The 26,389-nt window shown below is 72.1% G+C and carries 26 protein-coding genes and 1 pseudogene; 11 read left to right on the forward strand and 16 right to left on the reverse strand.

Going from position 1 to position 26,389, the window contains the following annotated elements; all coding sequences use genetic code 11:
* Positions 1 to 4 precede the first annotated feature (4 nt).
* Positions 5 to 262: a hypothetical protein gene (locus ACZ3IG_RS01130; RefSeq protein WP_215167748.1), complete on the reverse strand. Its 258-nt coding sequence runs from the start codon at positions 260 to 262 to the stop codon at positions 5 to 7.
* Positions 263 to 427: 165 nt separating this feature from the next.
* On the opposite strand from ACZ3IG_RS01130, the gene ACZ3IG_RS01135 reads away from it, so the two are divergent.
* A complete protein-coding gene (locus ACZ3IG_RS01135; RefSeq protein ID WP_467427840.1) occupies positions 428 to 1,993 on the forward strand; it encodes a purple acid phosphatase family protein in 1,566 nt (521 codons plus the stop codon).
* A gap of 3 nt (positions 1,994 to 1,996) precedes the next feature.
* Here the strand turns inward: ACZ3IG_RS01135 and ACZ3IG_RS01140 are convergent, their stop codons facing one another.
* The 7 genes from ACZ3IG_RS01140 to ACZ3IG_RS01170 form a co-directional block, all read right to left on the reverse strand.
* On the reverse strand, positions 1,997 to 2,881 hold the full coding sequence (locus ACZ3IG_RS01140; protein WP_467427841.1) for a DUF4429 domain-containing protein: 885 nt from the start codon (positions 2,879 to 2,881) through the stop codon (positions 1,997 to 1,999).
* 46 nt (positions 2,882 to 2,927) lie between these two features.
* Positions 2,928 to 3,434 carry a GNAT family N-acetyltransferase gene (locus tag ACZ3IG_RS01145; protein WP_467427842.1) on the reverse strand — a complete coding sequence of 169 codons (507 nt, stop codon included), beginning with the start codon at positions 3,432 to 3,434 and terminating at the stop codon, positions 2,928 to 2,930.
* A gap of 133 nt (positions 3,435 to 3,567) precedes the next feature.
* Positions 3,568 to 4,608, reverse strand: coding sequence for an ABC transporter substrate-binding protein (locus ACZ3IG_RS01150; RefSeq protein ID WP_467427843.1), 1,041 nt, complete (start codon positions 4,606 to 4,608; stop codon positions 3,568 to 3,570).
* 116 nt (positions 4,609 to 4,724) lie between these two features.
* Positions 4,725 to 5,885: an acyl-CoA dehydrogenase family protein gene (locus ACZ3IG_RS01155; RefSeq protein WP_467427845.1), complete on the reverse strand. Its 1,161-nt coding sequence runs from the start codon at positions 5,883 to 5,885 to the stop codon at positions 4,725 to 4,727.
* 5 nt (positions 5,886 to 5,890) lie between these two features.
* Entirely contained in the window at positions 5,891 to 6,835 is a 945-nt protein-coding gene (locus ACZ3IG_RS01160; RefSeq protein ID WP_467427847.1) for a hydroxymethylglutaryl-CoA lyase, read from the reverse strand.
* Complete coding sequence (locus ACZ3IG_RS01165; protein WP_467427848.1) at positions 6,832 to 8,745, reverse strand: acetyl/propionyl/methylcrotonyl-CoA carboxylase subunit alpha; 1,914 nt, start codon at positions 8,743 to 8,745, stop codon at positions 6,832 to 6,834. The genes ACZ3IG_RS01160 and ACZ3IG_RS01165 overlap by 4 nt, the downstream gene beginning before the upstream one ends.
* A 22-nt stretch (positions 8,746 to 8,767) precedes the next feature.
* On the reverse strand, positions 8,768 to 10,387 hold the full coding sequence (locus ACZ3IG_RS01170; protein WP_467427849.1) for a carboxyl transferase domain-containing protein: 1,620 nt from the start codon (positions 10,385 to 10,387) through the stop codon (positions 8,768 to 8,770).
* Positions 10,388 to 10,468: 81 nt separating this feature from the next.
* Here ACZ3IG_RS01170 and ACZ3IG_RS01175 point away from each other — a divergent pair, with 81 nt between their 5' ends.
* The 4 genes from ACZ3IG_RS01175 to ACZ3IG_RS01190 all read left to right on the forward strand — a co-directional run bounded on the left by ACZ3IG_RS01175 (position 10,469) and on the right by ACZ3IG_RS01190 (position 14,173).
* Complete coding sequence (locus tag ACZ3IG_RS01175) at positions 10,469 to 11,086, forward strand: SACE_7040 family transcriptional regulator (RefSeq protein WP_467427851.1); 618 nt, start codon at positions 10,469 to 10,471, stop codon at positions 11,084 to 11,086.
* Between the two features lie 89 nt (positions 11,087 to 11,175).
* Positions 11,176 to 12,333 (forward strand): acyl-CoA dehydrogenase family protein, encoded by a 1,158-nt coding sequence (locus ACZ3IG_RS01180; RefSeq protein ID WP_467427852.1) that lies wholly within the window; start codon positions 11,176 to 11,178, stop codon positions 12,331 to 12,333.
* Between the two features lie 11 nt (positions 12,334 to 12,344).
* Positions 12,345 to 13,217 carry an acyl-CoA thioesterase gene (locus ACZ3IG_RS01185; protein WP_467427853.1) on the forward strand — a complete coding sequence of 291 codons (873 nt, stop codon included), beginning with the start codon at positions 12,345 to 12,347 and terminating at the stop codon, positions 13,215 to 13,217.
* Positions 13,218 to 13,222: 5 nt separating this feature from the next.
* On the forward strand, positions 13,223 to 14,173 hold the full coding sequence (locus ACZ3IG_RS01190) for a cation diffusion facilitator family transporter (RefSeq protein WP_467427855.1): 951 nt from the start codon (positions 13,223 to 13,225) through the stop codon (positions 14,171 to 14,173).
* 52 nt (positions 14,174 to 14,225) lie between these two features.
* On the opposite strand, the gene ACZ3IG_RS01195 is transcribed toward ACZ3IG_RS01190, so the two are convergent.
* Positions 14,226 to 15,014 (reverse strand): phosphatase, encoded by a 789-nt coding sequence (locus ACZ3IG_RS01195; RefSeq protein WP_437087748.1) that lies wholly within the window; start codon positions 15,012 to 15,014, stop codon positions 14,226 to 14,228.
* Between the two features lie 120 nt (positions 15,015 to 15,134).
* On the opposite strand from ACZ3IG_RS01195, the gene speB reads away from it, so the two are divergent.
* Complete coding sequence (gene speB, locus ACZ3IG_RS01200; RefSeq protein WP_467427860.1) at positions 15,135 to 16,103, forward strand: agmatinase; 969 nt, start codon at positions 15,135 to 15,137, stop codon at positions 16,101 to 16,103.
* On the forward strand, positions 16,100 to 17,743 hold the full coding sequence (locus ACZ3IG_RS01205; RefSeq protein WP_467427861.1) for a thiamine pyrophosphate-binding protein: 1,644 nt from the start codon (positions 16,100 to 16,102) through the stop codon (positions 17,741 to 17,743). The genes speB and ACZ3IG_RS01205 overlap by 4 nt, the downstream gene beginning before the upstream one ends.
* A 17-nt stretch (positions 17,744 to 17,760) precedes the next feature.
* On the opposite strand, the gene ACZ3IG_RS01210 is transcribed toward ACZ3IG_RS01205, so the two are convergent.
* The 4 genes from ACZ3IG_RS01210 to ACZ3IG_RS01225 all read right to left on the reverse strand — a co-directional run bounded on the left by ACZ3IG_RS01210 (position 17,761) and on the right by ACZ3IG_RS01225 (position 22,190).
* Entirely contained in the window at positions 17,761 to 18,570 is an 810-nt protein-coding gene (locus ACZ3IG_RS01210) for an endonuclease I family protein (protein ID WP_467427862.1), read from the reverse strand.
* Positions 18,571 to 18,726: 156 nt separating this feature from the next.
* Positions 18,727 to 20,811, reverse strand: coding sequence for an ArnT family glycosyltransferase (locus ACZ3IG_RS01215; RefSeq protein ID WP_467427864.1), 2,085 nt, complete (start codon positions 20,809 to 20,811; stop codon positions 18,727 to 18,729).
* 82 nt (positions 20,812 to 20,893) lie between these two features.
* Entirely contained in the window at positions 20,894 to 21,286 is a 393-nt protein-coding gene (locus ACZ3IG_RS01220; protein WP_467427866.1) for a hypothetical protein, read from the reverse strand.
* Positions 21,287 to 21,413: 127 nt separating this feature from the next.
* Entirely contained in the window at positions 21,414 to 22,190 is a 777-nt protein-coding gene (locus ACZ3IG_RS01225; RefSeq protein WP_467427867.1) for an alpha/beta fold hydrolase, read from the reverse strand.
* A gap of 112 nt (positions 22,191 to 22,302) precedes the next feature.
* Here ACZ3IG_RS01225 and ACZ3IG_RS01230 point away from each other — a divergent pair, with 112 nt between their 5' ends.
* A complete protein-coding gene (locus tag ACZ3IG_RS01230) occupies positions 22,303 to 23,175 on the forward strand; it encodes a helix-turn-helix domain-containing protein (protein ID WP_467427869.1) in 873 nt (290 codons plus the stop codon).
* Positions 23,106 to 23,384, forward strand: a pseudogene (locus ACZ3IG_RS01235) (IS701 family transposase); the annotation flags it as partial. The gene ACZ3IG_RS01230 and the pseudogene ACZ3IG_RS01235, both read left to right, overlap by 70 nt.
* Positions 23,385 to 23,450: 66 nt before the next feature.
* Here the strand turns inward: ACZ3IG_RS01235 and ACZ3IG_RS01240 are convergent.
* A complete protein-coding gene (locus tag ACZ3IG_RS01240) occupies positions 23,451 to 24,179 on the reverse strand; it encodes an SDR family oxidoreductase (RefSeq protein WP_467427870.1) in 729 nt (242 codons plus the stop codon).
* Positions 24,180 to 24,254: 75 nt separating this feature from the next.
* Here ACZ3IG_RS01240 and ACZ3IG_RS01245 point away from each other — a divergent pair, with 75 nt between their 5' ends.
* Both ACZ3IG_RS01245 and ACZ3IG_RS01250 read left to right on the forward strand, forming a co-directional pair.
* Complete coding sequence (locus tag ACZ3IG_RS01245) at positions 24,255 to 24,632, forward strand: MerR family transcriptional regulator (protein ID WP_030584718.1); 378 nt, start codon at positions 24,255 to 24,257, stop codon at positions 24,630 to 24,632.
* Positions 24,633 to 24,817: 185 nt separating this feature from the next.
* Positions 24,818 to 25,303 (forward strand): GNAT family N-acetyltransferase, encoded by a 486-nt coding sequence (locus ACZ3IG_RS01250; protein WP_467429147.1) that lies wholly within the window; start codon positions 24,818 to 24,820, stop codon positions 25,301 to 25,303.
* A gap of 17 nt (positions 25,304 to 25,320) precedes the next feature.
* Here the strand turns inward: ACZ3IG_RS01250 and ACZ3IG_RS01255 are convergent, their stop codons facing one another.
* Positions 25,321 to 25,548, reverse strand: a complete 228-nt coding sequence (locus ACZ3IG_RS01255) for a DUF397 domain-containing protein (protein WP_467427872.1) — start codon at positions 25,546 to 25,548, stop codon at positions 25,321 to 25,323.
* On the reverse strand, positions 25,541 to 26,335 hold the full coding sequence (locus tag ACZ3IG_RS01260) for a helix-turn-helix domain-containing protein (RefSeq protein ID WP_467427873.1): 795 nt from the start codon (positions 26,333 to 26,335) through the stop codon (positions 25,541 to 25,543). Before ACZ3IG_RS01260 ends, ACZ3IG_RS01255 begins: the two co-directional genes overlap by 8 nt.
* Between the last annotated feature and the right edge of the window lie 54 nt (positions 26,336 to 26,389).

A 26,389-nucleotide genomic window follows, 5' to 3' on the forward strand; every position in this document is an offset into this window, starting at 1 on the left:
TCCCTCAGCCGTAGACGATGCGGCGCAGCTGGCGGAGCGTCAGCTCCGGCGGTGCGACCGCCCGGTAAGTGAGTTCCGCCTTGATCCGTTCGAAGATCGTCGCGTTCACCAGGCCCTGGGCCTGGAGTTCGCGGTGGCGGCGACGGACGAATTCCTCGGTCGTCTCGTCGAAGTAGGCGAGCACGTCCTGGACCACGCGCAGCGCCTCGCCCCGGTTGAGGGGCGTGGACCGCGTCAGATGATCAACGAGTTCGTCGTGCACCCGGTAGATCCTGGGGGACAGTCGGCGTCCGCGCAAGAATCCTGCCCGATTTCGGGCACGTACCTGTTGAAACTCTCATGAGGGGCTGTTTGCCGGCTGTCCATCCCGCAGCCGGAAATTCGTTGCCTCGGGAGACCAGTTTCAAGCGCCATGGATATTCCTCGTATGGGCGTTCCCGAGCGGCTGGCCGCGCGGATGAGCATGGCCGAGCAGCACGAGTACCTGCGGGCCAGGTTCTCGCGCCGCACGCTGGTGCGGGGCGGGGCGGTCACGCTCGGGGCCGTGGCCGGCGGCACCTTCGTGGCGGGCGGCACGGCCCAGGCCGCCGTACCGACGCGGCACACGGCTCCGGCCACCGAGACCGTCGACGGCGCCCTGGTCGCCCCCTTCGGCCGCCACCTCGCCTACGGCAACGACCCGCGCACCGAGATGACCGTCTCCTGGCAGGTCCCGGTCGCCGTCAGGAAGCCGTTCATCCGGATCGGCGCCCACCCCTGGGACCTCTCCCGCAAGATCGACGCCGAGGTCCGCGCCCTCCACACGCCCGCCGGGGTCGGCGCCAGCGGCGACCACACCCAGTACTACCTGCACGCCAGGCTCAGCCGGCTCAAGCCGGGCCGCACCTACTACTACGGTGTCGGCCACGCCGGTTTCGACCCGGCCGAGGCCCACCTCGCCGGCACCCTCGGCACCTTCACCACGGCCCCCGCCAAGGCGGAGCCGTTCACCTTCACCGCCTTCGGCGACCAGGGCGTCAGCTACCACGGCCTCGCCAACGACGCCCTGATCCTCGCCCAGAACCCCGCCTTCCACCTGCACGCCGGCGACATCGCCTACGGCGACCCGGCCGGGCAGGGCAAGACCTCCGACACCGGCTTCGACTCCCGGGTGTGGGACCAGTTCCTGCACCAGACCGAGTCGGTCGCCAAGTCGGTCCCGTGGATGGTCGCGTACGGCAACCACGACATGGAGGCCTGGTACTCGCCCAACGGCTACGGCGGCGAGGAGGCCCGCTGGGAGCTGCCCGACAACGGCCCGGACAAGGCCAGCCTCCCCGGCGTCTACTCCTTCACGCACGGCAACACGGCGGTCGTCTCGCTGGACGCCAACGACATCTCCTTCGAGATCCCGGCCAACCTCGGCATCTCCGGCGGCACCCAGACGACCTGGCTGGAGCGGCGGCTGAAGGCCTACCGGGCCGACAAGGACATCGACTTCATCGTCGTCTTCTTCCACCACTGCGCCTACTGCACCGCCACCGCCCACGCCTCCGAGGGCGGGGTGCGTGACGAGTGGGTGCCGCTCTTCGAGAAGTACACCGTCGACCTGGTCATCAACGGCCACAACCACGTCTACGAGCGCACCGACGTCCTCAAGGGCGGCGAGGTCGCCAAGGAACTGCCCATCGGCGGCACCGCCTACCCCGAGACCGAGGGCGTCGTCTACGTCACCGCGGGCGCGGCCGGCAAGAGCCTGTACGCCTTCAGCGCCGACGAGTCCTACGAGGGCGCCGTCAAGGACGACGAGTCCGTCTCGTCGTTCGTCTGCGTCGACGGCGGCAGGCGAAGCGAGACCGTCGCCTGGTCCCGGGTGCGCTACCTCGACTACTCCTTCCTGCGCGTCGACGTCACCCCGGCCGCCAAGGGCCGCACGGCCACGCTGAAGGTGCGGGGCATCGCCGAGACCGGCGAGCAGGTCGACCACTTCACGGTGGCCCGCCGGTCCCGGTGAGCGTCACATCCGTTTGAGCAGGGCCGCCTTGGCCAGGGCGAACTCGTCGTCGGTCAGGACCCCGTCGCGGTGCAGCTCGCCCAGCTCCCGCAGCCGCCGCAGCAGCGCGTCGTGGTCGTCCTCGACGGGGGCCGGGGCCGCCGCGGCGGGGAGGGCCGGGACGCCGGGCGCGGCCTCGGCCTGGCGGCCGGAGGGGTGCGGGAGGCGGGCCTGCACGGCCGCGGCGACCAGGGCCATCAGCGGGTCCTTCTTGAACCCCCACAGCTCGACGGCGTTCGGGTCGTACTTGGGCGGGGCCTTGGTCGGCGCCCCGCGGACGGTGAACCGCAGGTGGCCGTTTTCCAGGCCGACCGACGGCAGCCATTCGACGGCGGTGATGTCGGCCAGGGGCAGGACGCGGGAGCCGGCGGCGGCCTTGGCGTCCTCCGTCTTCCAGTTCCACTCCAGGCGGACCCGCTCGCCGTCGAAGGCGGCGGTGCCGTCCCCGGCGGAGACGGAGAGGGGGACGGGCGGGCCCGGCAGCAGGTACTCGCGGACCGGGTCGGCCGGCACCTCGTCCAGGAGCAGCGCGGTGCGGATCTCCTCGGTGAAGTACTCGGCCACGCCGTAGCGGTCGGCCTCGACGATCAGCTGGTACGGGTCGTGCGGCTCGGTGAGCCGGCCGCCGGTGGCGTGCAGCAGCGGGTCGGCGCCGTCGCGCAGTCTCAGCCGCAGCCGTCCGGCCTTCTTGCCCTTCTCGAAGGAGATGCCCGCCAACGCGCCGAGCGGCACGACGAGTTCGCCCAGCTCCCTGCGGAGCAGGCCGACGCTCCGGTCCCGGCCGGGTGTCAGGCGCAGGGCGTCCCCGTCGAAGGCCCAGGTGCCGTCCTTCTGGATGATTTCCGCCATGCGGGGATTGTCCCCCGGCGCGTGCCCCGCGGGGGAGGGCGCCCGCTCACGCGGCCATCGGGGTCGTGGTGGTCGTGGCGGTCTTCGCGGTCTTCGGGGACACCGCGGGAGCCGGGGCCGCCGCGTAGAACTCTTCCCGGGTGCGGAAGGCGAGAGGGGCTTTGTGCTCCGTCGCCGGGCCGGCCGCGTCCGGGGCGAGGACGACGCGGCGGACGGCCGGGTCCGCGAACAGGTGGGTCAGGGCGGCCCTGAGCAGCAGACCGGGTACGGGGTTGTAGGCCGGGGAGGCCAGGAGGTGCAGGCCGATGTCGCCGGGCTCGGACTCGTGCAGTACGGCCGGGTCGTAGGTCTCCATGAGGAAGACGGGCACGCCGCGGCGCAGGCCCAGCAGGGCGTGGTGGCGCTCGTCGGCGGCGATCCGCATGCAGGCGCGCTCGACGTCCACCAGTTTCGCGTCCCGCGCCAGCCAGAAGGCGGCCTGCGGGTGCGTGACCCACCGGTGCACCAACGCGGCGTCCTTCAGCGGGTCCAGGGGACGGAAGGTGAAGGTCACGGGAGCCTCCTCCGGTCGATTTACTTAGGTAAGGCTAACCTAACTAAATCTCGGAAGTGTGGCAACAGGCGTCCGGAACGCGCCGAGCCGCCACGTCCAGGGGGACGGGCGGCTCGAACGGAGGAGGGGCGGGTCAGCTGACCTTCTTGGCCTTCTCGATGGCTTCCGCGAGGTTCGTCAGCAGCGGCGTGCACTTGTCGTAGGACAGGATCGGCTCGGGGGAGCGGGAGATGACCTGGCCGGCCTTGACCGCGGGCAGCTTCTTCCAGGTGCCCTCGGCGATGTCGGCCGGCTGGGTCGCCGAGGTGCGGTCGTCCATGACGATGACGTCCGCCGCGTACTTGTCGACGTTCTCCCAGCTCAGCGACTCGTACCAGCCGCCGGTCGCCTTCTTGGCGGCCTCGGAGGGCTCGACGAAGTTCACGCCGAGGGCCTTGAAGTACTCCAGGTCGACCGAGAGGTTGGTGCCGGAGACGTAGAACAGGTCGGGGCTCGCGGAGCCCGCCAGCACCTTGATCTCGGGGCGGGACCTGGCCGCCTTGCGCAGCCGCTCGGCGGCGGCCTCGAAGTCCTTCTTGGCCTGGACGGTCTTGTCCGCCTTCATGTCGGCGCCCAGTGACTCGGCCAGCTCCCACATCCGCTGGAGCGGCTCGGTGAGCTGACGGTCGAAGACGGAGACGGCGACGCTCGGGGCCAGCTTGGCGATCTTGTCCTTGGACTCCTCCGGGACCGACCACAGGGTGCCCGCGTCGTCGAACGTCGTGGTGATCAGCACCTCGGGGGCGAGGGCGGCGTACTTCTCGACGTTGAACTTGCCCCAGGCGTTGCCGAGGACGGTCACCTTGCTGACGTCCATGTCGCCGGCCTGGACGTCGGCCTTGCCGTCCTTCGTCGTCGTCGGCCCGAAGACGCCCTCGACCTGGACGCCGTAGTCCCACAGCGCGGCGGCGACGCCGGTGAAGGCGACGATGCCCGTGGGGACCCGGTCCAGCTCCACCGTGGTGCCGCGGTCGTCCTCGAAGGACCAGGGGCCGGACGCCGCGGAGGCTTTCCCGTCCGCCGAGCCACCGTTCTCGTCGCCGCCGCAGGCCGTGAGCGCGGCGCCGAGGCCGAGGGCGCCGCCGGCCGCGAGGACGCCGCGACGGGTCAGATGGATGGCTCTGGCGTTGGACATGGGTGGCTCGTTTCGAACGGGGCGGAGCGTCCGCCGGACAATTCGGAGGTAGGTTAGCCTAACCTCAGATCGTTTTGTCCAGGGTTCCGCTCCACGTTCCGCGTCCGCGGCCAGCCTCAGCTCACCAGGCCCAGCTCCCGCGCGATCAGCATCCGCTGCACCTCACTGGTCCCCTCGCCGATCTCCAGGATCTTGGAGTCCCGCCACATCCGGGCGACCGGGTACTCGTTCATGAATCCGTACCCGCCGTGGATCTGCGTGGCGTCCCGGGCGTTGTCCACCGCGACGGTCGACGAGTACAGCTTGGCCAGTGCCGCCTCCTTCTTGAACGGCTCGCCCGCCACCAGCCGCGACGCCGCGTCCCGCCAGGCAAGCCGGGCGGTGTGCGCCTTCATCTCCATGTCCGCGATCTTGAACTGGATGGCCTGGTTGGCCCCGATGGGCCGCCCGAAGGCGTGCCGCTCCCTGGCGTACTTCACCGACTCGTCCACACAGCCCTGGGCCAGGCCCGTGGCCAGCGCGGCGATCGCGATCCGGCCCTCGTCGAGGATGCGCAGGAACTGGGCGTAGCCCCGGCCCTGTTCGCCCAGCAGGTTGCCGGCCGGCACCCGGACGTCCTCGAAGGACAGCTCCCGGGTGTCCGAGGCGTTCCAGCCGACCTTGGAGTACGGCGGGGCGACGGTGAAGCCGGGGGTGCCCGACGGCACGATGAGCGCGGAGATGCGCGGGGAGCCGTCCGGTGCGCGGCCGGTGACCGCCGTGACCGTGACCAGGCCGGTGATGTCGGTGCCGGAGTTGGTGATGAAGCACTTGGTGCCGTTGATCACCCACTCGCCGGACGCCTCGTCCAGCCGGGCCGTCGTCCGGGTCGCGCCCGCGTCCGAGCCGCCGTCCGGCTCGGTCAGCCCGAAGGCGCCGAGGATCTCGCCGGAGCACAGCTTCGGCAGCCAGGTCCGCTTCTGCTCCTCGGTGCCGAACAGGTGGACCGGCATCGCGCCCAGCGAGACGCCGGCCTCCAGGGTGATGGCCACCGAGGAGTCCACCCGGGCCAGTTCCTCCAGGGCGATGCCGAGGGCGAGGTAGTCGCCGCCCATCCCGCCGTACTCCTCGGGGAAGGGCAGGCCGAACAGGCCCATCCGGGCCATCTCGCGGACGATCTCGTACGGGAACGCGTGCCGCTCGTAGAAGTCGCCGATCTTGGGGGCCACCACGTCGTGCGCGAACTCCTCGACGGTGCGGCGCAGTTCTTCCAGTTCGGGGGAGAGCCGGTGGTCCATCCTGATCACTGGTCCTTGTGGGAGAGGGCGCGGACGGTGCGGGACGGGCTGGGGCGGTCGAGGTGCGCGGCCATCCAGACGCTGGTGGCGACCAGGCGGTCGAGGTCGACGCCGGTGTCGACGCCGAGGCCGCGCAGCATCCACACCAGGTCCTCGGTGGCCAGGTTGCCGGTGGCGGACCTGGCGAACGGGCAGCCGCCGAGGCCGCCGGCGGAGGCGTCGACCGTGGTGACGCCGTGCTGGAGCGCGGCGAGGGTGTTGGCCAGTGCCTGGCCGTAGGTGTCGTGGAAGTGGACGCCGATCGCCTCCACGGGGACGCCCCGGCCGGTCAGCTCGTCCAGCAGGGCGGTGACGTGTCCGGGTGTCGCGACGCCGATGGTGTCGCCGAGGCTCAGCTCGTCGCAGCCGAGGTCCAGCAGGGCCCGGCAGACCCGGACGACCCCCGGGACGGGGACCGCGCCCTCCCAGGGGTCGCCGAAACACATCGACAGATAGCCGCGCACGTGCACGCCGGCGGCCTTGGCGCGGGCCACCACCGGCGCGAACATGGCCAGCGACTCGTCCACCGAGCGGTTGAGGTTGGCCTGGGCGAAGGACTCGGTGGCGCTGGCGAAGACGGCGACCCGGCGGGCGCCGAGGGCGAGGGCCCGGTCCAGGCCGCGTTCGTTGGGGACCAGGACGGGAAGGGCGGCCGGGAGGGCGGAGACCTGCGCGAACAGGTCCTCCGCGTCCGCCAGTTGGGGCACCCACTTCGGGTGGACGAAGCTCGTCGCCTCGATGGTCGTCAGGCCGGTGGCGGCCAGGCGGCGCACGAACTCGGCCTTGACCTCCGTCGGGACGGTCGCCTTCTCGTTCTGGAGGCCGTCGCGGGGGCCGACCTCGTGGATGCGGACCCGGGCGGGCAGGCCGGGCGCCGGGACGGTCATGGGGAGCGGCATGGGGAGCGTCATGGGGTGTCCTCCGCGGGGGCGATGACCGCCAGTACCTGGTCCATGGCGACCGTGGCGCCGGGGGAGACGTCGAGTTCGGTGACCGTGCCGGCGTGCGGGGCGGAGATGACGTGCTCCATCTTCATCGCCTCGACCACCAGCAGGCTCTGCCCGGCGGCCACCTCGTCGCCGACGGCGGCCTTCACCACCGTCACCGTCCCCGGCATGGGCGCGGTGAGCGAGTCGGCGCCCGCGTGCGCCGCCCGGGTGAGGGAGGCGGCGACCGGGTCGTGGTCGCGCACCTGCCAGGCGTCGCCGTCGCGGCCGAGCCAGTCGCCGGCCCGGTGGAAGGTGTGCCGGACGCCGTCCAGGGTGACGGTGACGGTGTCGTCGGTGACGGTGTGGGTGCCGCGCGGGGTGTACTCGACCGGGTCGGTCACCCGCAGGTGGAAGGAGGGCGGCTTCGGCTCCCCACCCAGCCGCCACCCGCTCGGCACCGAGAACGGGTCCGTCCAGCCGTCGCCCTCCGGCGTCAGCGCGTCCAGCCGTACGGCCGCCGCCGCCTCGTACACCTCCTCCGGTACGCCGTCAGGGGTCAGGCCGGCCGTCTCGCGCTCCACCAGCCCGGTGTCCAGCTCGCCCGCCACCACCGCCGGGTGCGCCAGCAGCCGCCGCAGGAACCCGGCGTTGGTCGCCACCCCCAGCGTCACCGTCCCGGCGAGGGCGGCGCGCAGCTTGCGCAGGGCCGTCTCCCGGTCCGGGCCGTGGGCGATCACCTTCGCCAGCATCGGGTCGTAGCGGCTGCCGACCTCGGTGCCCTCGCTCAGCCCGGAGTCGGTGCGCACGCCGTCGCCGCGCGGTTCGCGCAGCCGCAGCACCGTGCCGCCGGTCGGCAGGAAGCCCCGCGCGGGGTCCTCGGCGCTCAGCCGGGCCTCCACCGCGTGCCCGGTGAGCCGGACATCGGCCTGGCCGAAGCCGAGCTTCTCCCCGGCCGCGACCCTGAGCTGCCACTCCACCAGGTCCAGGCCGGTGACGTACTCGGTGACCGGGTGCTCCACCTGGAGGCGGGTGTTCATCTCCATGAAGCAGTACGCGGACGGATCGGCGCCGGGGACGATGAACTCCACCGTGCCCGCGCCCCGGTAGCCGCAGGAACGGGCCGCCCGCACGGCCGCCTCGCCCATCGCGGCCCGTGTCGCCTCGTCGAGGAGCACGCTGGGCGCCTCCTCGACGATCTTCTGGTGCCGGCGCTGGAGGGAGCACTCCCGCTCGCCGAGATGGACGACGTTGCCGTGGCCGTCGGCCAGCACCTGGATCTCGATGTGCCGGGGCCGGTCGATCCACCGCTCCACCAGCAGTGTGTCGTCCCCGAAGGAGGCGCGGGCCTCCCGGCGGGCCGCGGCGATCTCCTCGTCCAGCACGGCCAGGTCCCGCACCAGCCGCATGCCCTTGCCGCCGCCGCCCGCCGACGGCTTGAGCAGCACGGGCGCGCCGAGCGCGCGGGCGGCCTCGGTGAGGGACGGGTCCCGTCCGCCCGGGACCACCGGGACACCGGCCGCCGCGACCGTCTCCTTGGCCCGGATCTTGTCGCCCATCAGGGCGATCGCGTCGGCGGGCGGCCCGATGAAGACCAGCCCCGCCGCCGTGCAGGCCCCGGCGAAACCGGCGTTCTCCGCCAGGAAGCCGTACCCCGGGTGGACGGCCTGCGCGCCCGTCCGCTCGGCGGCCTCCAGCAGCCGCTCGACGGACAGATAGCTCTCCGCCGCCGGCGCCGGGCCGATCCGTACGGCCTCGTCGGCCTCCCGGACGTGCCGGGCGCCCGCGTCCGCGTCGGAGAAGACGGCCACCGAGCGCACGCCCAGCGCGCGCAGCGTGCGGATCACGCGGACGGCGATCTCGCCCCGGTTGGCCACGAGCACGGTGTCGAACATCGTCGTTCTCCCCCTCACATCCTCACATCCGGAAGACGCCGAACCGGGGTTCACCCAGCGGCGCCCGGGCACACGCGGTCAGGGCCAGCCCCAGCACCTGCCGGGTCTCCAGCGGGTCGATGACCCCGTCGTCCCACAGCCGGGCGGTGGCGTAGTAGGCGTTGCCCTGCCGCTCGTACTGCGCGCGCACCGGCGCCTTGAACGCCTCTTCCTCCTCGGCCGGCCACTGTTCGCCGCGCGCCTGGAGCTGGTCCCGTTTGACCGTCGCCAGCACGGAGGCGGCCTGCTCGCCGCCCATCACGGAGATCTTGGCGCCGGGCCACATCCACAGGAAGCGGGGCGAGTAGGCCCGGCCGCACATCGAGTAGTTCCCGGCGCCGTACGACCCGCCGATCACCACCGTCAGCTTCGGCACGCGCGTGCACGCCACCGCCGTGACCATCTTGGCGCCGTGCTTGGCGATGCCGCCCGCCTCGTAGTCCTTGCCGACCATGAACCCCGAGATGTTCTGGAGGAAGAGGAGCGGGATGCCGCGCTGGTCGCACAGCTCGATGAAGTGGGCGCCCTTCTGGGCGGACTCGGAGAACAGGATGCCGTTGTTGGCGACGACGCCGACCGGATGGCCGTGGACGTGGGCGAACCCGGTCACCAGGGTCTGCCCGAACTCGGCCTTGAACTCCGCGAACCGCGAGCCGTCCACCACCCGGGCGATGACCTCGCGTACGTCGTAGGGCGTGCGGGAGTCGGCGGGCACCACCCCGTACAGCCCGTACGGGTCCACCTTGGGCTCGGTGACCGGCCGGACCTCCCAGGGCGGCGCCCCGCGCGCGGGCAGCGTGTCCACGATGGTCCGCACGATGCGCAGGGCGTGCGCGTCGTCCTCCGCGAGGTGGTCGGCGACACCCGACACCCGCGCGTGCACCTCGCCGCCGCCCAGTTCCTCCGCCGTCACCACTTCGCCGGTGGCCGCCTTCACCAGCGGCGGACCGCCCAGGAAGATCGTGCCCTGGCCGCGCACGATGACCGCCTCGTCGCTCATCGCCGGGACGTACGCCCCGCCCGCCGTGCAGGACCCGAGGACGGCGGCGATCTGCGGGACGCCCGCGCCGGACATCCGGGCCTGGTTGTAGAAGATCCGCCCGAAGTGGTCCCGGTCCGGGAAGACCTCGTCCTGCATCGGCAGGAAGGCGCCGCCCGAGTCCACCAGGTAGAGACACGGCAGCCGGTTCTCCAGGGCCACCTCCTGGGCGCGCAGGTGCTTCTTCACGGTCATCGGGTAGTACGTGCCCCCCTTGACCGTGGCGTCGTTGGCGACGATCACGCACTCCCGGCCGCTGACCCGGCCGATCCCGGCGATCACCCCGGCGGCCGGGGCCTGCCCGTCGTACATCCCCTCCGCCGCCAGCGGCGCCAGCTCCAGGAACGGGGAGCCGGCGTCGAGGAGGCGGTCCACGCGCTCGCGCGGGAGCAGCTTGCCGCGCGCGGTGTGCCGGGCGCGGGCCTTCTCGCCGCCGCCGAGACGGGCCGCCGCCAGTCTGCTCCGCAGCTCCTCGACGAGGGCGCGCTGTGCCGCGTCGTTGGCCTGGAACGCCTCCGACGCGGGGTCGGCCGCGGTGGTCAGCTCCGGCGCCTCGTCGCGCATCTCACGCCCCTTGGTTAATGACCGTTAACACGTATGTTCCACAGGTTAACGAGCGCTAACCTCGCTGTCTAGAATCGATGCATGGCCACCAGAACCGACGCCCCCACCCGCCGCGAGCAGATCCTCAAGGAGGCCGCGCGGCTCTTCGCCGAGCGCGGGTTCCACGGGGTGGGCGTGGACGAGATAGGAGCGGCGGTCGGCATCAGCGGGCCGGGTCTGTACCGGCACTTCGCCGGCAAGGACGCGATGCTCGCCGAGCTGCTGGTCGGCATCAGCGGTCAGCTCCTGACGGGTGCGAAACGGCGGCTGGCCGAGGCCGGTGACGGCGCCCCGGAGGCGGTCCTCGACTCGCTCATCGAGGGCCACATCGACTTCGCGCTCGACGACCGCCCGCTCATCACCCTGCACGACCGCGAGCTGGACCGCCTTCGGGACAGCGACCGCAAGCTGGTGCGGCAGCTGCAGCGGCAGTACGTGGAGCTGTGGGTGGGGGTGCTCCGGGAGGTGTACCCGGCGGCCGGCGAGCCCGTCGCGCGCTCGGCGGTGCACGCGGTGTTCGGGTTGCTCAACTCGACCCCGCACCTGGGGAGGTTCTCGCGGGCGGTGGCGGCGGGGTTGCTGCACCGGATGGCGCGGGGTGCCTTCGCGGCGGCGGGAGAGGGTGCCCGGGGGGCGGCCCCGCGTGACGAGCGTTACTGAGGGACGTCTCTGGACTCCCGTCCCTACCCGCCGGTACCGTTGGGTCTGAGCAAGCGCTTAGATGTACGTACCCGTGGAGGTGGGCGCCCGTGCGCCGTACGGTGTTCAACGAGGATCACGAGGCGTTCCGGGAGACCCTGCGCGCCTTCATCGAGGCCGAGGTCGTGCCGGAGTACGACAAGTGGTTCACCGAGGGCATCGTGCCCCGGGAGTTCTACTACAAGCTCGCCGAGCTGGGCCTGTTCGGCATCAACGTGCCGGAGGAGTTCGGCGGCGCCGGGCTGGAGACCCACAAATTCGAGGCGGTCCAGTACGAGGAGACCGCCCGCGCCGGCGTCACCTTCGGCGGCTCCGGCGTGCACGTGCTGCTCGCCCTGCCGTACATCAAGATGCTCGCCACCGAGGAGCAGAAGAAGCGGTTCCTGCCCAAGTTCGTCTCCGCCGAGGAGATGTGGGCGATAGCGATGACCGAGCCGGGCACCGGCTCCGACCTCGCGGGCATGAAGTCCACCGCCAGGCTGAGCGAGGACGGCACGCACTACGTCCTCAACGGCGCCAAGACCTTCATCACCGGCGGCGTCCACGCCGACCGCGTCATCGTCTGCGCCCGCACCGCCGCCCCGACGCCCGAGGACCGCCGCCACGGCATCTCCCTCTTCGCCGTCGACACCAAGTCCGAGGGCTACTCGGTCGGCCGCAAGCTCGACAAGCTCGGCCTGAAGACCTCCGACACCGCCGAGCTGGCCTTCGTCGACGTCAAGGTGCCGGTGGAAGACCTCCTCGGCGAGGAGAACAAGGGCTTCTCCTACCTCGGCGCCAACCTGCCCTCCGAGCGCTGGGGCATCGCCTACGGCGCGTACGCGCAGGCCAAGGCGGCGGTGCGGTTCGCCAAGGAGTACGTCCAGGACCGGACCGTCTTCGGCAAGACCGTCGCGTCCTTCCAGAACACCAAGTTCGAACTGGCCGCCTGCCAGGCCGAGGTGGACGCCGCCGAGGCGGTCGCCGACCGCGCCCTGGAGGCCCTGGACGCCGGTGAGCTGACCGCCGCCGAGGCCGCCGGCGCCAAGCTGTTCTGCACCGAGGTCGCCCACCGCGTCATCGACCGCTGCCTCCAGTTGCACGGCGGCTACGGCTACATGAACGAGTACCCGATCGCCCGCCTGTACGCCGACAACCGTGTCAACCGCATCTACGGCGGCACCAGCGAGGTCATGAAGATGATCATCGCGAAGGACATGGGCCTGTAGCAGCCACCGACATGAGCGAGGCACTCCAGAGCCTGCTCGATCTGCTCGACCTGGAGCGGATCGAGCAGGACATCTTCCGCGGCCGGTCCCGGTCCGCCGTCGTCCCCCGGGTCTTCGGCGGGCAGGTGGCCGCCCAGGCGATGGTCGCCGCCGGGCGCACGGTCCCCGCCGACCGGCACGCGCACTCCCTGCACGCGTACTTCCTGCGCCCCGGCGACCCGGACGCCCCCATCGTCTACGAGGTCGACCGGCTCCGCGACGGCCGCTCCTTCACCACCCGCCGCGTCGTCGCCGTCCAGCACGGCAAGCCGATCTTCACCCTGTCGGCGTCCTTCCAGACGTACGAGGACGGCCTCGACCACCAGGCGCCGATGCCGCCCGCCCCGGACCCGGCGACGCTGCCCACCCACGCCGACCGGCTGCGCTCCTACCCGCACCTGCCCGCCGAGACCGTCGAACGGTTCCTGGAAGCCCGCGCCGCCGTCGACCTGCGCCACGTCGACGACCCGCCCTACGGCGACTACGGCACCCCGCGCGAACCGCACTCCCAGGTCTGGTTCCGCACCGACGGCAAACTCGCCGACGACCCCCTCCTGCACGTCGTCCTCGCCACCTACGTCTCCGACATGACCCTGCTCGACTCCGTGCTCCTCGCGCACGGCCGGGGCGGCTGGGCCGTCGGTGACGTCGTCGGCGCCTCCCTGGACCACGCCATGTGGTTCCACCGCCCGTTCCGCGCCGACGAATGGCTGCTCTACGACCAGCAGTCGCCGTCGGCCTCCGGCGGCCGGGGCCTGGGCCAGGCCCGGATCTACACCCGGGACGGGCACCTCGCGCTGACGGTCATCCAGGAAGGCGTGATCCGCGTCCCTCGGGAACACTGAGAGGCATGGCGCGACCGGAACGGGACGAGACCACGGGCGGCGGCGAGAGCACCTTCACGGTGATCGTCGCCGCCCTCGCCAATCTGGGCATCGCCCTCGCCAAGGCGGTGGCCGGCGTGATCAGCGGCTCCAGCGCGATGCTGTCGGAGGCCGCGCACTCGCTCGCCGACACCGTCACCGAGGTGCTGCTGCTGACCTCCCTGAAACGCAGCGTCCGCCCCGCCGACGAGGACCACCCCCTCGGCCACGGCCCCGAACGCTACATCTGGGCCCTGCTCGCCGCCGTCGCCACCTTCGTCGGCGGTGCCGTCTTCTCCTTCTACGACGGCCTGCACACCCTCACCCACGGCGAGGAACCCGGCGACCCGCTCATCGCGTACATCGTCCTGGCCCTCGCCTTCCTGCTGGAGGGCTACTCCCTGCGCACCGGCCTCCGGCAGGCCCGTGGCGCGGCCGCCCGCGCCCGGGTGCCGTTCGGACGGTACCTGCGCCGCACCCCCGACACCGCCGTGAAGGCCGTCGTCATGGAGGACTCCGCCGCCCTGATCGGCCTCGTCCTGGCCGCCGGCGGACTGCTCGGCGGACAGCTCACCGGCTCCGGCGTCTTCGACGGCGTCGCGTCCCTGTGCATCGGCGCCCTGCTGCTCTACGTCGCCTGGGTGCTCGGCCGCTCCAACGCGGAGTTCCTCATCGGCCGCCCGCTGCCCCCGGCCGTGCGGGAACGCGTCCGGGCCGAGCTGCTGGCCGAGGACGACATCGAGGCCGTCCTGGAACTGACCACCCTCGTCCAGGGACCGCGGGAGGCCCTGGTCGCCGCCAAGGTCGACTTCCGGGACGGGGCGACCGCCGACCGGATCGAGTGGACCTGCGAACGGGCCGAGCGGCGGCTGCGGGCCGAGCTGCCGATGGTGCGCCGGGTCTATCTGGACCCGACGCCCGGCGCACGCAAGCCCTGAGAAAGCCCTGGGGCAGCCCTCTGAGGAAGCCCTGGGGCAGCCCGGGGCAGCCTCAGGCCAGCCCCGCCTCCGCCAGCAGATACGCCGTCATCGGGTCGTAGTAGCGCGGACTGAGGACGTGGTCGTCGAGCGGGACGGTGACCTGTACGGTCCCCTCGGCCTCGGCGAGGAACAGCGCCGGGTCGTTGCAGTCGGCGTACCCGCAGGAGTCGACGCCGTGCTGCCCGGCGTAGCCCGCCCAGCCGTGGTCGGCGACGACCAGGTCGGGCAGCGGGCGGCCCGCGCGCTCCAGGCCGGTGAGGATCGCCTTCATCGGTTCGCCCGAGTGGGTGTGCCACAGCGTGGCGCCGTGCTCCAGCACCGCCACGTCCGCGAACTGCATGACGTACCCCTCGTCCGTCTGCAGCCCCTCCGGGATGACGACGATCTCGCAGCCGGCGGCGCGCAGCGCGGCGGCCGTCGCCCGGTGCACGTCCAGCAGGCCGCCGGGGTGGCCGGTGGCGAACAGCACCCGCTGCGCGCTGTCGGCGGCCTTGCGCAGCCGCCCGGCCAGCCGCTCCAGCGCGGCCACGGTCAGCTCGGGGTCGATGGTGTCCTGGCCGTGGCGGAACTCGGCGTCGTCGACGACGCCCACCCGCTCCGCCATCACCGCGAGCACGTCCTGCTCGTCACTCCAGCGGTCGCCCAGCTCCAGGCCGAGCCAGTAGTGGCGGTCGCCGTTCGCGAGCTTCCGGTAGTGCGCGAGGTTGTTCTCGCGGGGGGTGGCGACATCGCCCGCGATACGGGTACGGACAAGGTGATCGACGAGTTCGGCACGGCTGGGTGTCCCGGGTATCGGCATGACTCCCATTGTGGGGCAGCCGTCTGTGGGCGTCTGCGCCATGTCACCCGCTGGGACGGAGCACCCGGGCGCACCGGACGTGCACTTCGCTGTCGCTTTCCGGCCACTTACAGTCTGGGTATGAGCAACAACGACACCCCTCGCGGCCCCGTCGACTCCTCCCGCGTCCCGCGCTACGCGGGCCCCGCGACCTTCGCCCGGCTGCCCCGTCTGGACGAGGTCGGCCGCGCGGACGTCGCCGTGGTGGGCGTGCCGTTCGACTCCGGCGTCTCCTACCGTCCCGGCGCCCGGTTCGGCGGCAACGCCATCCGCGAGGCGTCCCGGCTGCTGCGCCCCTACAACCCGGCGCAGGACGCCTCGCCCTTCGCCCTCGCCCAGGTCGCGGACGCCGGTGACATAGCCGTCAACCCGTTCGACATCCATGAGGCCGTGGAGACCGTCGAGGCGGCGGCCGACGACCTGCTCGCCACCGGCGCCCGGCTGATGACCCTCGGCGGCGACCACACCATCGCGCTGCCCCTGCTGCGCGCCGTCGCCCGGAAGCACGGCCCCGTCGCCCTGCTCCACTTCGACGCCCACCTCGACACCTGGGACACCTACTTCGGCGCCGAGTACACCCACGGCACCCCTTTCCGCCGGGCCGTCGAGGAAGGCATCCTCGACACCTCCGCCCTCTCCCACGTCGGCACCCGCGGCCCGCTCTACGGCAAGCAGGACCTCACCGACGACGAGAAGATGGGCTTCGGCATCGTCACGTCGGCGGACGTCATGCGGCGCGGCGTGGACGAGGTCGCCGACCAGCTCCGCCGGCGTGTCGGCGACCGCCCGCTCTACGTCTCCGTCGACATCGACTGCCTCGACCCGGCCCACGCGCCCGGCACCGGCACCCCCGAGGCCGGCGGCATGACCTCCCGCGAACTGCTGGAGATCCTGCGCGGCCTGGCGTCGTGCGACCTGGTGTCGGCGGACGTCGTCGAGGTGGCCCCCGCGTACGACCACGCGGAGATCACGTCGGTGGCGGCCTCCCACACCGCGTACGAACTGACCACGCTCATGTCCCGCCGGATCGCGAAGGGCCGCTCCAAGTGACGCACGACCACGACGTGGTACTCGGCCCGACCCCCGCCCAGACACGGGCCGCGCTGCACCCGCCCGCCGGCCGCACCGGCTCGGACCTGGTCCTGGAGACCCTCGCCGGGCTCGGCGCGACCACCGTCTTCGGCCTGCCCGGCCGGCAGGCGCCCGGCGTCCTCGACGCGCTGCGCCGCTCCGGCCTGCGCCACATCGGCCTGCGGGTGGAGAACAGCGCCGGTTTCGCCGCCGACGCCTACGGCCGGATCACCGGTGAGGCCGCCCCGCTGCTGCTGCCCGCCGGCCCGGGCGCGCTGCTGTCGCTGGCCGCGCTCCAGGAGGCGCGGGCGGCCTCCGCACCCGTCCTGGCGATCGGCGCCCAGGTCCCGGCAGCCGGCCTGGGCGGCGGACGCCTCGGCCACCCGCGCGAACTCCCTGGCCAGGCCGCCTCCTTCCGGGGCGTGGTGAAGTCCGTCCACACCGCGCGCGCCCAGTCCCAGATCCCGTCCGCGATCGCGGAGGCATGGCGGTCGGCGCTGACCGCCCCGCACGGTCCCGTCTGGGTGGAGATCCCGGCCGACGTGCTGAGCGCCGAGACACCGCTGCCGGTGGTGACGGGCGTCGACGCCACCCCCGAGGAACTTGTCCCCCGGGTGGAGCTGACGGCCGTCGCCGCCGACCTGCTGACCCGCGCCGAACGCCCGGCGGTCGTCGCGGGCGGGGGAGTGGTCCGCGCCGACGCCGCGCGCAAGCTCCGCCGGCTCGCGGAACGCCTCGACGCCCCCGTCGTCACCACCCCCGGCGGCAAGGGCGCCTTCCCCTGGACCCACCCGCTGTCCCTCCGGTCCTGGCCGGCGGGCCGGCACACGACCGACTTCCTGGAGGACGCCGACGTCCTGCTCGTCGTCGGCTCGGGCCTGGGCGGACTCTCCTGCGACCACCACACCTTCCGTCCCCGCGGCCGGGTCGTCCAGATCGAGGCCGACCTCGCCAAACTGGAGTCCGGCCACCCCGCCCTCGGCATCCACGCCGACGCCCGCCTCGCCCTCCAGGCCCTCCTGGAGACGACCGGCGAACGCACCGACCCGACCGCCCCCGCACGGGTACGGGCCCTGCTCGCCCGGGTCCACGACCGCCTCGCCGCCCAGGAACTGACCCTGGAACAGGACGTCCTGGCCGCCGTACGCCGCGCCCTGCCCGCCGCCGCGCCCTCCTTCTGGGACAGGACGGCCCTCACCCACTGGGCCTGGTCGGCCTTCGACGCCAAGGCGCCGGGCGCCATGCACTCCGCCCAGGGCGCCGGCGGCCTCGGCTACGCCTTCCCCGCCGCCCTCGGCGCGGCGGCGGCCGACCCGACCCGCCCGGTGCTGGCGGTGTCGGACGACGACGGCGCGCTCCGCTCCCTCGCCGAACTGGCCACGGCCCGGCAGTACGGCCTGGACGTCACCTGGCTGATCGTCGACGACGGCGGTCACGGCATCCCGCGCGCGTACCCGGCCGACTTCGTGGCCCTGGCCGGGTCCTTCGGCGTCCCGGGCGTACGGACCTCGCCCGGAACGCTGGAGGCCGACCTCGCCGGGGCCCTGGCGACGCCCGGACCGTCGGTGGTCGTCCTCCCGGCGGCCCTGCGGATGTTCGCGCCGACCGACCTGGCCTGAACGGACCGGTCAGGCTCCTACCAGATCGCCTCGACCCACTCCGGGTGGTCGATGAACGGGTTCCGGTTGTGCTGGTAGGAGTCGTAGATGACCTCGTTGCGGCGCTCCTCGAAGGCGTCCGGCGGGTCCTCGTCGCTCCATGCCTTCAGGACGGAGAGCTTGCCGATGTACGGGTTGCTCCCGTTGTTGACGCTGCTGTTGACCTCCAGGTCGGGCCAGCTGTCGTCGCCCTCGTAGCGGACCGCCATGTAGAAGATCATGCGGGCCACGTCGCCCTTGACGGCGTCGCGGGGCTCGAAGGAGTCGGAGTCGGTGAGGCTGCCGCCGCCGCCCGACACGGTGCTGCCGCCGTTGTCGAAGTCCTTGTTGCCCCGGACGCTGTTGACCTGGACGTCCTCCGGGCGCAGGTGGTGCAGGTCGGTGCCGGGGCCGGTGGCGGTACCGAAGTCGCCGTGGGACTTGGCCCACACGTGCTCGCGGTTCCAGTCGCCGGAGTCCCCGCCGTTGAGGGACTTGCTGCGGGAGGCCCCGGAGTAGAGCAGGATCACGTTGCCGCTGTTGGCGGGGTCCTGGTCGGTGGCCTTCAGCGCGTCCCAGACCGCCGAGTACGAGAGCTTCGTCTGCGAGCTGATGATCGTGTGCAGCGAGGACTTCAGGCTCGTCCCCGTCTTGCCGATCGCGTTCTTGTAGTACGTCGTGTCGTAGTCCGTCGTCGTGGCCGTGGCCTCGGCCGCCGTCAGGGCGGGGGCGGCGAGAGCGGTGAGGACGGCGGCCGTGGCGAGGGCGACGGCCTTGCGGCGGCGTCCGGGAAGGCGTATCGCGAGCATGGCGGGTGTCCGATCTACGCGGGTTGCATGGATGGATACCCTGAGAGTGGCATGGACATGTAGTGCATGCGGTGTACATGACGTGTCGATCGCGTGACGACGGCCCCCCGGCCTGGGGGTCGGGGGGCCGTACGGTCATCCGCTGCGCGGCGGCGGTCAGTTCACGTCGGACGCGTCCAGCCGGTAGACGCCCGAGGCGTCGTCGACGGCCGTGACCTCGGTGCCGTTCTTCCGCACCCACTCCGTGACCTCGGTGCTCAGCGACGCGTCGCCGCCCATGCCCCCGCCCATGCCACCACTGGAGATCTGGATGTAGTGCAACTGCCCGCTCTTCACCAGCTCCTTGAGCTTGGCGAGGGTCATGGCCTTGTCGCTGCCGGACCAGCCCCACATGGAGATGACCGGCTCACCGCTGCTGAGGATGAGCTGCGCGGCGCTCTGCGAGCTGGAGACGGCGAGCAGCCATGTGGCGCCGTCCTGGTGCTTCTTGAGGTAGGAGATCAGCTCGCTACTGGCACTGCCGCCCATGCCGCCGCCCCTGCCGGTCGGGGGTGTGCCGCCCGCATCCGCCGTACCGCCGGGAGCCGTACCGCCGGCCTGCGGCATCTCGCCGCCGCCCGGTATCTCGCCGCCGGGGAAACCGCCGGCCGCCCGGCCGCCCTGCTCGGAGCCGCCCGGCGGCTGACCGCCGGGGCCGCCGCCCTGGCCGCCGCCTCCACCGCCTCCACCGCCCGGACCGCCCATGCCGCTGCCCGTCGTCGGACCGGCGGTCGGGTTGGTGCCGCCCATGCCGCCGCCCGAACCGGACGGCACCGACCAGGCGTACGCCGCCGGACCCGCCACCGAGGCGATCACGGCCGCGGCGACGGAGACCGCCAGCAGCCGGATCCGCCGGCCGGAGCGGAAGACCAGCAGACCGGTGATGGCCAGCGCCATCACCACCGCGATCGCCGGCCACAGCCAGGTGTTCCAGCCGGAGGCCCGGCGCAGCAGCACGATCGCCCAGATTCCGGTGACCCCGAGGGCCAGCGGCAGCACCCACACCCACCTCCGCTCCGCGCGGAAGGCGCGCAGCAGCATCACGCCGCCGCCCCCGCACAGCGCCGCGATGCCGGGCGCGAGCGCGGTCGTGTAGTACGGGTGCATGGTGCCCTCGGCCATGCTGAAGGTCAGGAAGTGCAGGACCGTCCAGCCGCCCCACAGCACCAGCGCGGCCCGCGTGAGGTCGGTGCGCGGGGCCCGTCCGCACAGCACCAGGCCGGCGACGAGCGCGATGCCCGCGAAGGGCAGCAGCCAGGAGATCTGGCCGCCGAGCACGTCGTTGAACATCCGTCCGATCCCGGCGGTCCCGGCGAAACTGCCCCCGCCCCCGCCGCCCCCGCCGTTGCCCTCGCCGCCGAAGACCCGGCCGAGGCCGTTGTAGCCCATGATCAGGTCCCAGGCCGTGCCGTCCGTCGAACCGCCGATGTAGGGCCGGTCGCCGGCGGGCACCAGCGAGACGGCCGCCGCCCACCAGAAACTGGCGACGGCGAGCGCGACCGCGGCCAGCACCAGGTTCCGCGCCCGCTTCACCCAGCCGAGCCGGGAGGCGTACACGTACACCAGGAACACGGCGGGCAGGGCGATGTAGCCCTGGAGCATCTTGGTGTTGAAGGCGAGCCCGAAGCAGACCGCGGCGCCCAGCAGGGGCGGCAGCCGGTCGGTACGCGTCGCCCGCAGCCCGAGGGCCGCGCCGCTCACCATCAGGAACACCAGCAGCGTGTCCGGGTTGTTGTCCCGGTTGATGGCGACGGTGATCGGGGTGAGGGCGAGCACCAGCGCGGCGACCGTCGCCGCGCCGTGGCCCCACACCCGCTTCACGGACGCGTGCAGGATCCAGACCGTCGCCAGCGCGGCCACGATCATCGGCGCCATCATCTGCCAGGTGCCGTATCCGAAGACGCGGCACGACAGGCCCATGACCATCAGGGCCAGGGGTGGCTTGTCGACGGTGAGGAAGTTCCCCGCGTCCAGCGACCCGAAGAACCACGCCTTCCAGCTCTCCGTGCCGCTGAGCACGGCCGCGCTGTAGAAGCTGTTCAGGCCGGAGGAGGACAGGTTCCAGGAGTACAGCGCCGCCGCCAGGACGAGGATCGCCAGGAGGGCGGGCAACGGCCAACGGGGCGCGGCGGGCCCGTCGCCGGATACCGAGGCGGGGGCGGGCGTGGGGGCCGGGTGGAGTGGATCGGTGGCAGATGTCACCAGAACACCCTCCACGGACGCGATGGGCGCGGACTGTCCCCCGCCTGGGAGCAGTCTGTGAATCGCGCCGTGACCGCGGTGGTCACCCGGTGGTGTCCCACGGGGCGAGCAGGTCGCGCAGCAGTGCGCCGAAGGCTCCGTCCAGGACGCCCTCCGCCTCCTCGTCCCCCGCGGCCGCGGGGCTGAGGGCTGCGGGACGCGCGATCCAGAGAATCTTCCAGGCCCGGGACTCCAGCGCGGGGTCCCCGCCCACCCCGCCGTACCGGACCAGCGGAGACAGCAGATCGCGGACCAGACCCGTCGCCGCGTGGACCAGCGGACCGTCGGTCGCGGTGTGCGCCCGCGCGAACGCGGCGGGGGAGGACCGGGCGACCGCCGCCGTCGTCGGATGACGGCGGACGAGCCGTACGACCTGCGACAACTGCCCGGCGATACTCGGGGCAGTGCCGTCGCTGGGGTGGGTGTGGTCCGCCACGGTGAAGGCGTGCGCCAGTTCGGCCCGCAGCGCGGGTGAATGTCAGGAAGGCGCTCAAATGAGTGAGGAGAGGACGGTGGGAAGGGACTTGTTCACGTTTTTTGGCCCGGAGTAAGGAAGCCGACGCTCAGGTCGCTGGTGCGAAGGCCGTGATCGCGTCGGCGAGGTCGGCCGGAGCTTCCAGCGGGATCAGGTGACCCGTGTTCGGGATCACCGTGAAGTCGCCTTCGGACAGGTAGGGCATCAGGTTGCCGACGAGCACGTCGACGGGCTCGACACGGTCGTTCTCTCCGGCGACGACGAGGGCGGGGACGCTGATCCTGCGGGTGTGCTCGCTGATGTCCTCCGCGATGCCGCGCAGCGGCCACTCCGCGCGGGCGGCGTCGGTGCCGGCCCGCGAGTCGGCCGCGATCCGCGACTTGATCGCTTCGGGCAGCTGGGTCGCGGTGAGGACGTGGTCCCGCGCGCCGGCGACGGACTCGTCGGAGTCGTAGGCGTGGGAGAGGGTTTCCCGGTACTCGGGAGTGACCCCCGCGGCGGGCTTCGCCGGAGCGGAACCGACGAGGACGATCCCACGGAGGCCGACGGGCCGGGTCGCCGCTACGAGCTGCGCGACCTTGCCGCCCATGGAATGTCCGACGAGGACGTGGTCGGTGACGCCCGCGTCGGCGATCACGGCGAGCGTGTCGTCGGCGAGCCGGCGCAGGGTGCAGGGGCCCGCCAGGTCGCGCGAGCGGCTCCACCCGCGGAAGTCGACGGTGAGCGTGTCGCGTCCCGCGAGGCGGTCGACGACGAGGTCCCACGTGCGGGCCGATCCACCCCAGTAGTGCAGGAAGACCAGGGTCGGTCCGGTCCCCGGCCGGTGGTCATAAGCGGGCAGCGACTGCTGCTGTGCCGTGTTCATCGTGACTCTCCCTGTCGGTGTTCCGGGGCGGTTGTGCTGTGTGTTCATCGAACCTCCCCCGCCGTGCCGGGGCATTGGCGCGACTGGTCGCCCGATGGTGGAAACTGGACACATGACCGTGATCCGGCACATGACCTACCAGCCCGTCGGGCGCCGTGCCGCCACGGTCGAGACCATGACGTTCGACCGCCTTCGCGAGCTGAACGACGGCGGGACACAGCGCGCCGACTTCCATGTCCTCGCCGTCGTCGACGCCGGGCACGGATCCGTCACCGTCGACTTCCTCCGCCACCCGCTCCAGCGGCGGTCCGCCGTGTGGGTCGTTCCTGGAGCCGTGCACCGCTGGGACGACATCGCCGGTGTGGCCGGTGACGTCGTGCTGTTCGTGCCGACCGCGCCGGTCACCCGCGCCACCCGGGAACTGGTCGCGTCCCCGGACCCGGTCGCCCACTGGAGCGTTCCCGACGCCGACTGGCCGTTCGTGGACACCGCGCGCGACCATCTGCTCCTCGAAGCGTCCGCCCCACCCGGGGACGTCTCGCCGGAGCTGCCCGGGATCCTGCTCTCCGCGCTCATCGCCCGGCTCCGGCCTCCCCACGCCGAGGAACGCTCGGTCGATCCGGTGTTCCGGCTGTTCCGGACCAGCGTCGAAGCGCACTTCCGGGAGCATCACGACGCCGGCTACTACGCCCGGGCACTGGGATACGCGCCCCGCACCCTCTCCAGAGCGGTGCAGCGGGTCACCGGCCGCAGCGCGAAGGCGTACATCGTCGACCGGATCGTCCTGGAGGCCAAACGCCTCCTCGCACACGACCGCCTCACCGCCGCCGCCTGCGCCCACGCGCTCGGCTTCCCCGACGCGTCCAACTTCTCGGTGTTCTTCCGGAGGGCGACCGGCATGCGCCCGGGGGCGTGGCAGGCGACGGCGACCGTCGAGTGGACGAGCACCAGGTCCGCCGCCGTACTCCCTGGCCGCGCCGGGTGACCCTCGCGATGCTCGCCCACGCCTTCCTGGCCGTCATCCGTGCCGACGAGCACCGTGAACACCCCGCCCCCGCCGGACTCGTCCCCCTCACCCGCAACGAAATACAGCGAGTATTCGCCCTGCCCGCCGCATACCCGAACGACCAGCGCGACCACCGCCTGCGCCGGTCCCTAGGGCGTCGCCGGCACCGGGCCCGCGCCCGCGACTGCGGACGGAGTATTGATCGACCGCCCGTGAGAAGCGATACACCGAAGTCGGCGCGGCCCGAGGGCCCCTCAGGCCGCCATCAGCGCCGCCAGGGCGCGGTCCATCGCGGCGTTGAACTCTTCCGGCGTCAGCGGCAGCCGGGACTTGACGTCCCGACTCCATTGGTCGGCAAGGACCTCGGCGGAGCCCGCCTCGACACCGTCGAGCGCCGCGTCGGCCAGGTCCGGCGGAGCGATCTTGTCCACGGGCCAGCCCGCCGCCATGTCGGTGTCGGCCAGGCCGAGGTGTACCGCCGTGACGAGCGTGCCCTGCTCGGCGAGCTCCAGGCGGACGCCGTTCGTCATGGCCCAGGCGGCGGCCTTGGTCAGGTGGTAGGCATTGGCGCCCGCGCCCCCGAACCACGACATGGCGGAGAGGACATTGACGATCGCGCCCCCGCCGTTCCTGGCGAGCGCCGGCGCGAACTCCCGGATCATTCCCAGGTGGCCGAACATGTTGGTCTCCAGCTCGTGCCGCACCGCGTCCAGCGAACCGGTCACCAGGTCGGTCCCCGTATTGATGCCCGCGTTGTTGATGAGTAGCGAGACGTCCGGGGCGGCCTCGGCGGCGGCCCTCACGGATGCCGGATCGGCGATGTCGAGGGGCAGCACCTCGACCCCGGGCAGGTCTACGGTCTCCGGTCGGCGGGCCGTCGCGTAGACCTTGTGGGCGCCCCGTTCGAGCAGGCGCTGGGCGAAGGCGCGGCCCAGGCCGCGGTTGGCTCCGGTGACAAGGGCGACGGAGTTGTTGATGTCCATGCCCGGTACGCTAGAACCTGACGCTGACGTCAGAGGCAAGTGCTGGCCGTCAGGACCGGGGCGAGAGGAATCACCATGACCGTCACGGAGGCTGCGGCCGAGCGCCTGATCCGCATCGGCGAGGTGGCGCGGGGCGCCGGTGTCTCGGTACGCGCCGTGCGCTACTACGAGCAGCAGGGGCTGCTCATCGCGGAGCGCAGCCCGTCCGGCCAGCGCCTCTACCGGCAGGACACCGTCACCCTGGTGCGCTTCTTCCAGCAGATGTTCGCCGCCGGTCTGACCAGTCGAAGGATCGCGGAACTCCTTCCCTGCTGGGACACCGGGCACACCGACGCCGAGCAACGAGCCATGCTGCGCGCCGAGCGCGACCGCATCCAGGCCAAGGTCGACGACCTGCAGGCCGCCCTGGACCGCCTCGACGAGGTCATCGCGATCACGGACACGCACCCGTAGGCGCGGTCGGTCGGGGTGGGAAGTGCTCACGTTTTTCGGGGGTGGGGGCCGGGCTGCCTCGAAATAGGTGGACGCCCTACGGGTCGGTCGGCGAGCATCCGCGGGTGACAGACGACGCTGATGACCGTGGCCCGGTCGTACGGAGCCCGAAACGTGTCCGCTTCGCAGAGCTGTCCGGCGAGGCGATGTCCGCCCTGCTCGACGGCGATCTGTCCGAGGCGGGCAGGCTGGCCGGGGCCCCGCTGACCGAGTACTTCGTGACCGACAGGGCACGGTGGCTGTGGCGCTACCGGCTCGGCCAGATGGCCGCCGATCCGCGCCGTGCGCGGTGGATGGTGCGGCAGGCGGTCATCGGCGACGGGGGCCTCGTCGTCGGCCACGCCGGGTTCCACGGACCGCCCGACGGCTCCGGCATGGTCGAGATCGGCTACTCCATCGCTCCCCGCTTCCGCCGCCAGGGATACGCCCGTTCCACGCTGACCGAGCTGCTCCGCAGGGCGGCGGCCGAACCGGCGGTGACGACCGTACGGGCGACGATCAGCCCCGACAACGTGGCCTCCCTGGCCACGATCGCGGGCTTCGGCTTCGTCGAAACCGGAGAACAGTGGGACGAGGAGGACGGCCGCGAACTCGTCTTCGAGGTCCCTGCCCGCCGGTTCCGATCCGCTTGACGCCGGTGCCTGCGGCGCTACTGGGGCCTGGGCAACCGCCCGTCTGTCACGGCCCCGACGAACGCCGTCCATTCCGACGGCCGGAACACCAGGGCGGGGCCATCAGCCACCTTGGAGTCACGCACAGGGACGCCGCCGTCCCAGCCGTCCAGTACTTCGAGGCAACTCCCGGCGGTGGAATCGCTGTAGGAGGACTTCCGCCACCCCTTCAGTGCCGTTGCGTTCCGCGTCGTCTTGTCAGTCATGGCGTGCGTAATCCTTTGCAGTCGCCTTGAGCAGAGCCAGGGTTTCTCTGAACGGAAGAGCGTTGCCGAGTACACAATCGTAGCGGTGCTTCAACACCTGTACCACGGACGGGATGTCGTGCAGCCTGCTCATGAACATGCCTTCGCCGTACGCCACCGGAGGCTGGTCCGCGAACCACAGCAGCGTCAGCATGTTGGTCAGAAGCGGATGCCCGCCGCCGGCGAACGGCACCACATGAAGCCGAACCCGTCCGCTCTCCGCGAGCCGGATTAGATGCTCGACCTGTTCTGCCATGACGTCCGGACCGCCGATATGACGGCGTAGCACGGCTTCGTCGAGCAGGGCCCATACTGCGGGAGTGACGGGGTCATCAAGGACCTTCGCGCGCTCAAGGCGTGTGACTACGTTCCTGTCACGCTTCTCCTTGCTCACGCGGGGGTACTCCGGTGTCAGAACCGCACGCGCGTACCTCTCGGTCTGGAGGATGCCCGGGACGTACGACAGGGCGAACTCGCGAATGATCACCGCTTGTTGTTCGAGCACGCGCACCGCCTCGAAATATTCGGCGACCGGCGGCTCCTCACCGGGCAGAAACGTACTCAGCACATCCCCCGTGTTGAGGACCGCGTCAAGGCGCCGCGCGTCCTGCAGTGAGGGCATGCGACGGCCCGCCTCGATATGCGCGATGTGCGACCGCGTCATCAGGGCCAGATCGGCCAGTTGCTGCTGCGTCAGCCCGGCCGCCTCCCGCTGCTGCCTGAGCCAGTTGCCGTAGGTGTTGCTCATCCGTGCGACCCCCGTGTGACAAAGGAACCGGCACATCCGTACCCCTGGCGAGCC

Source organism: Streptomyces sp. NPDC016677 (genome assembly GCF_055562815.1).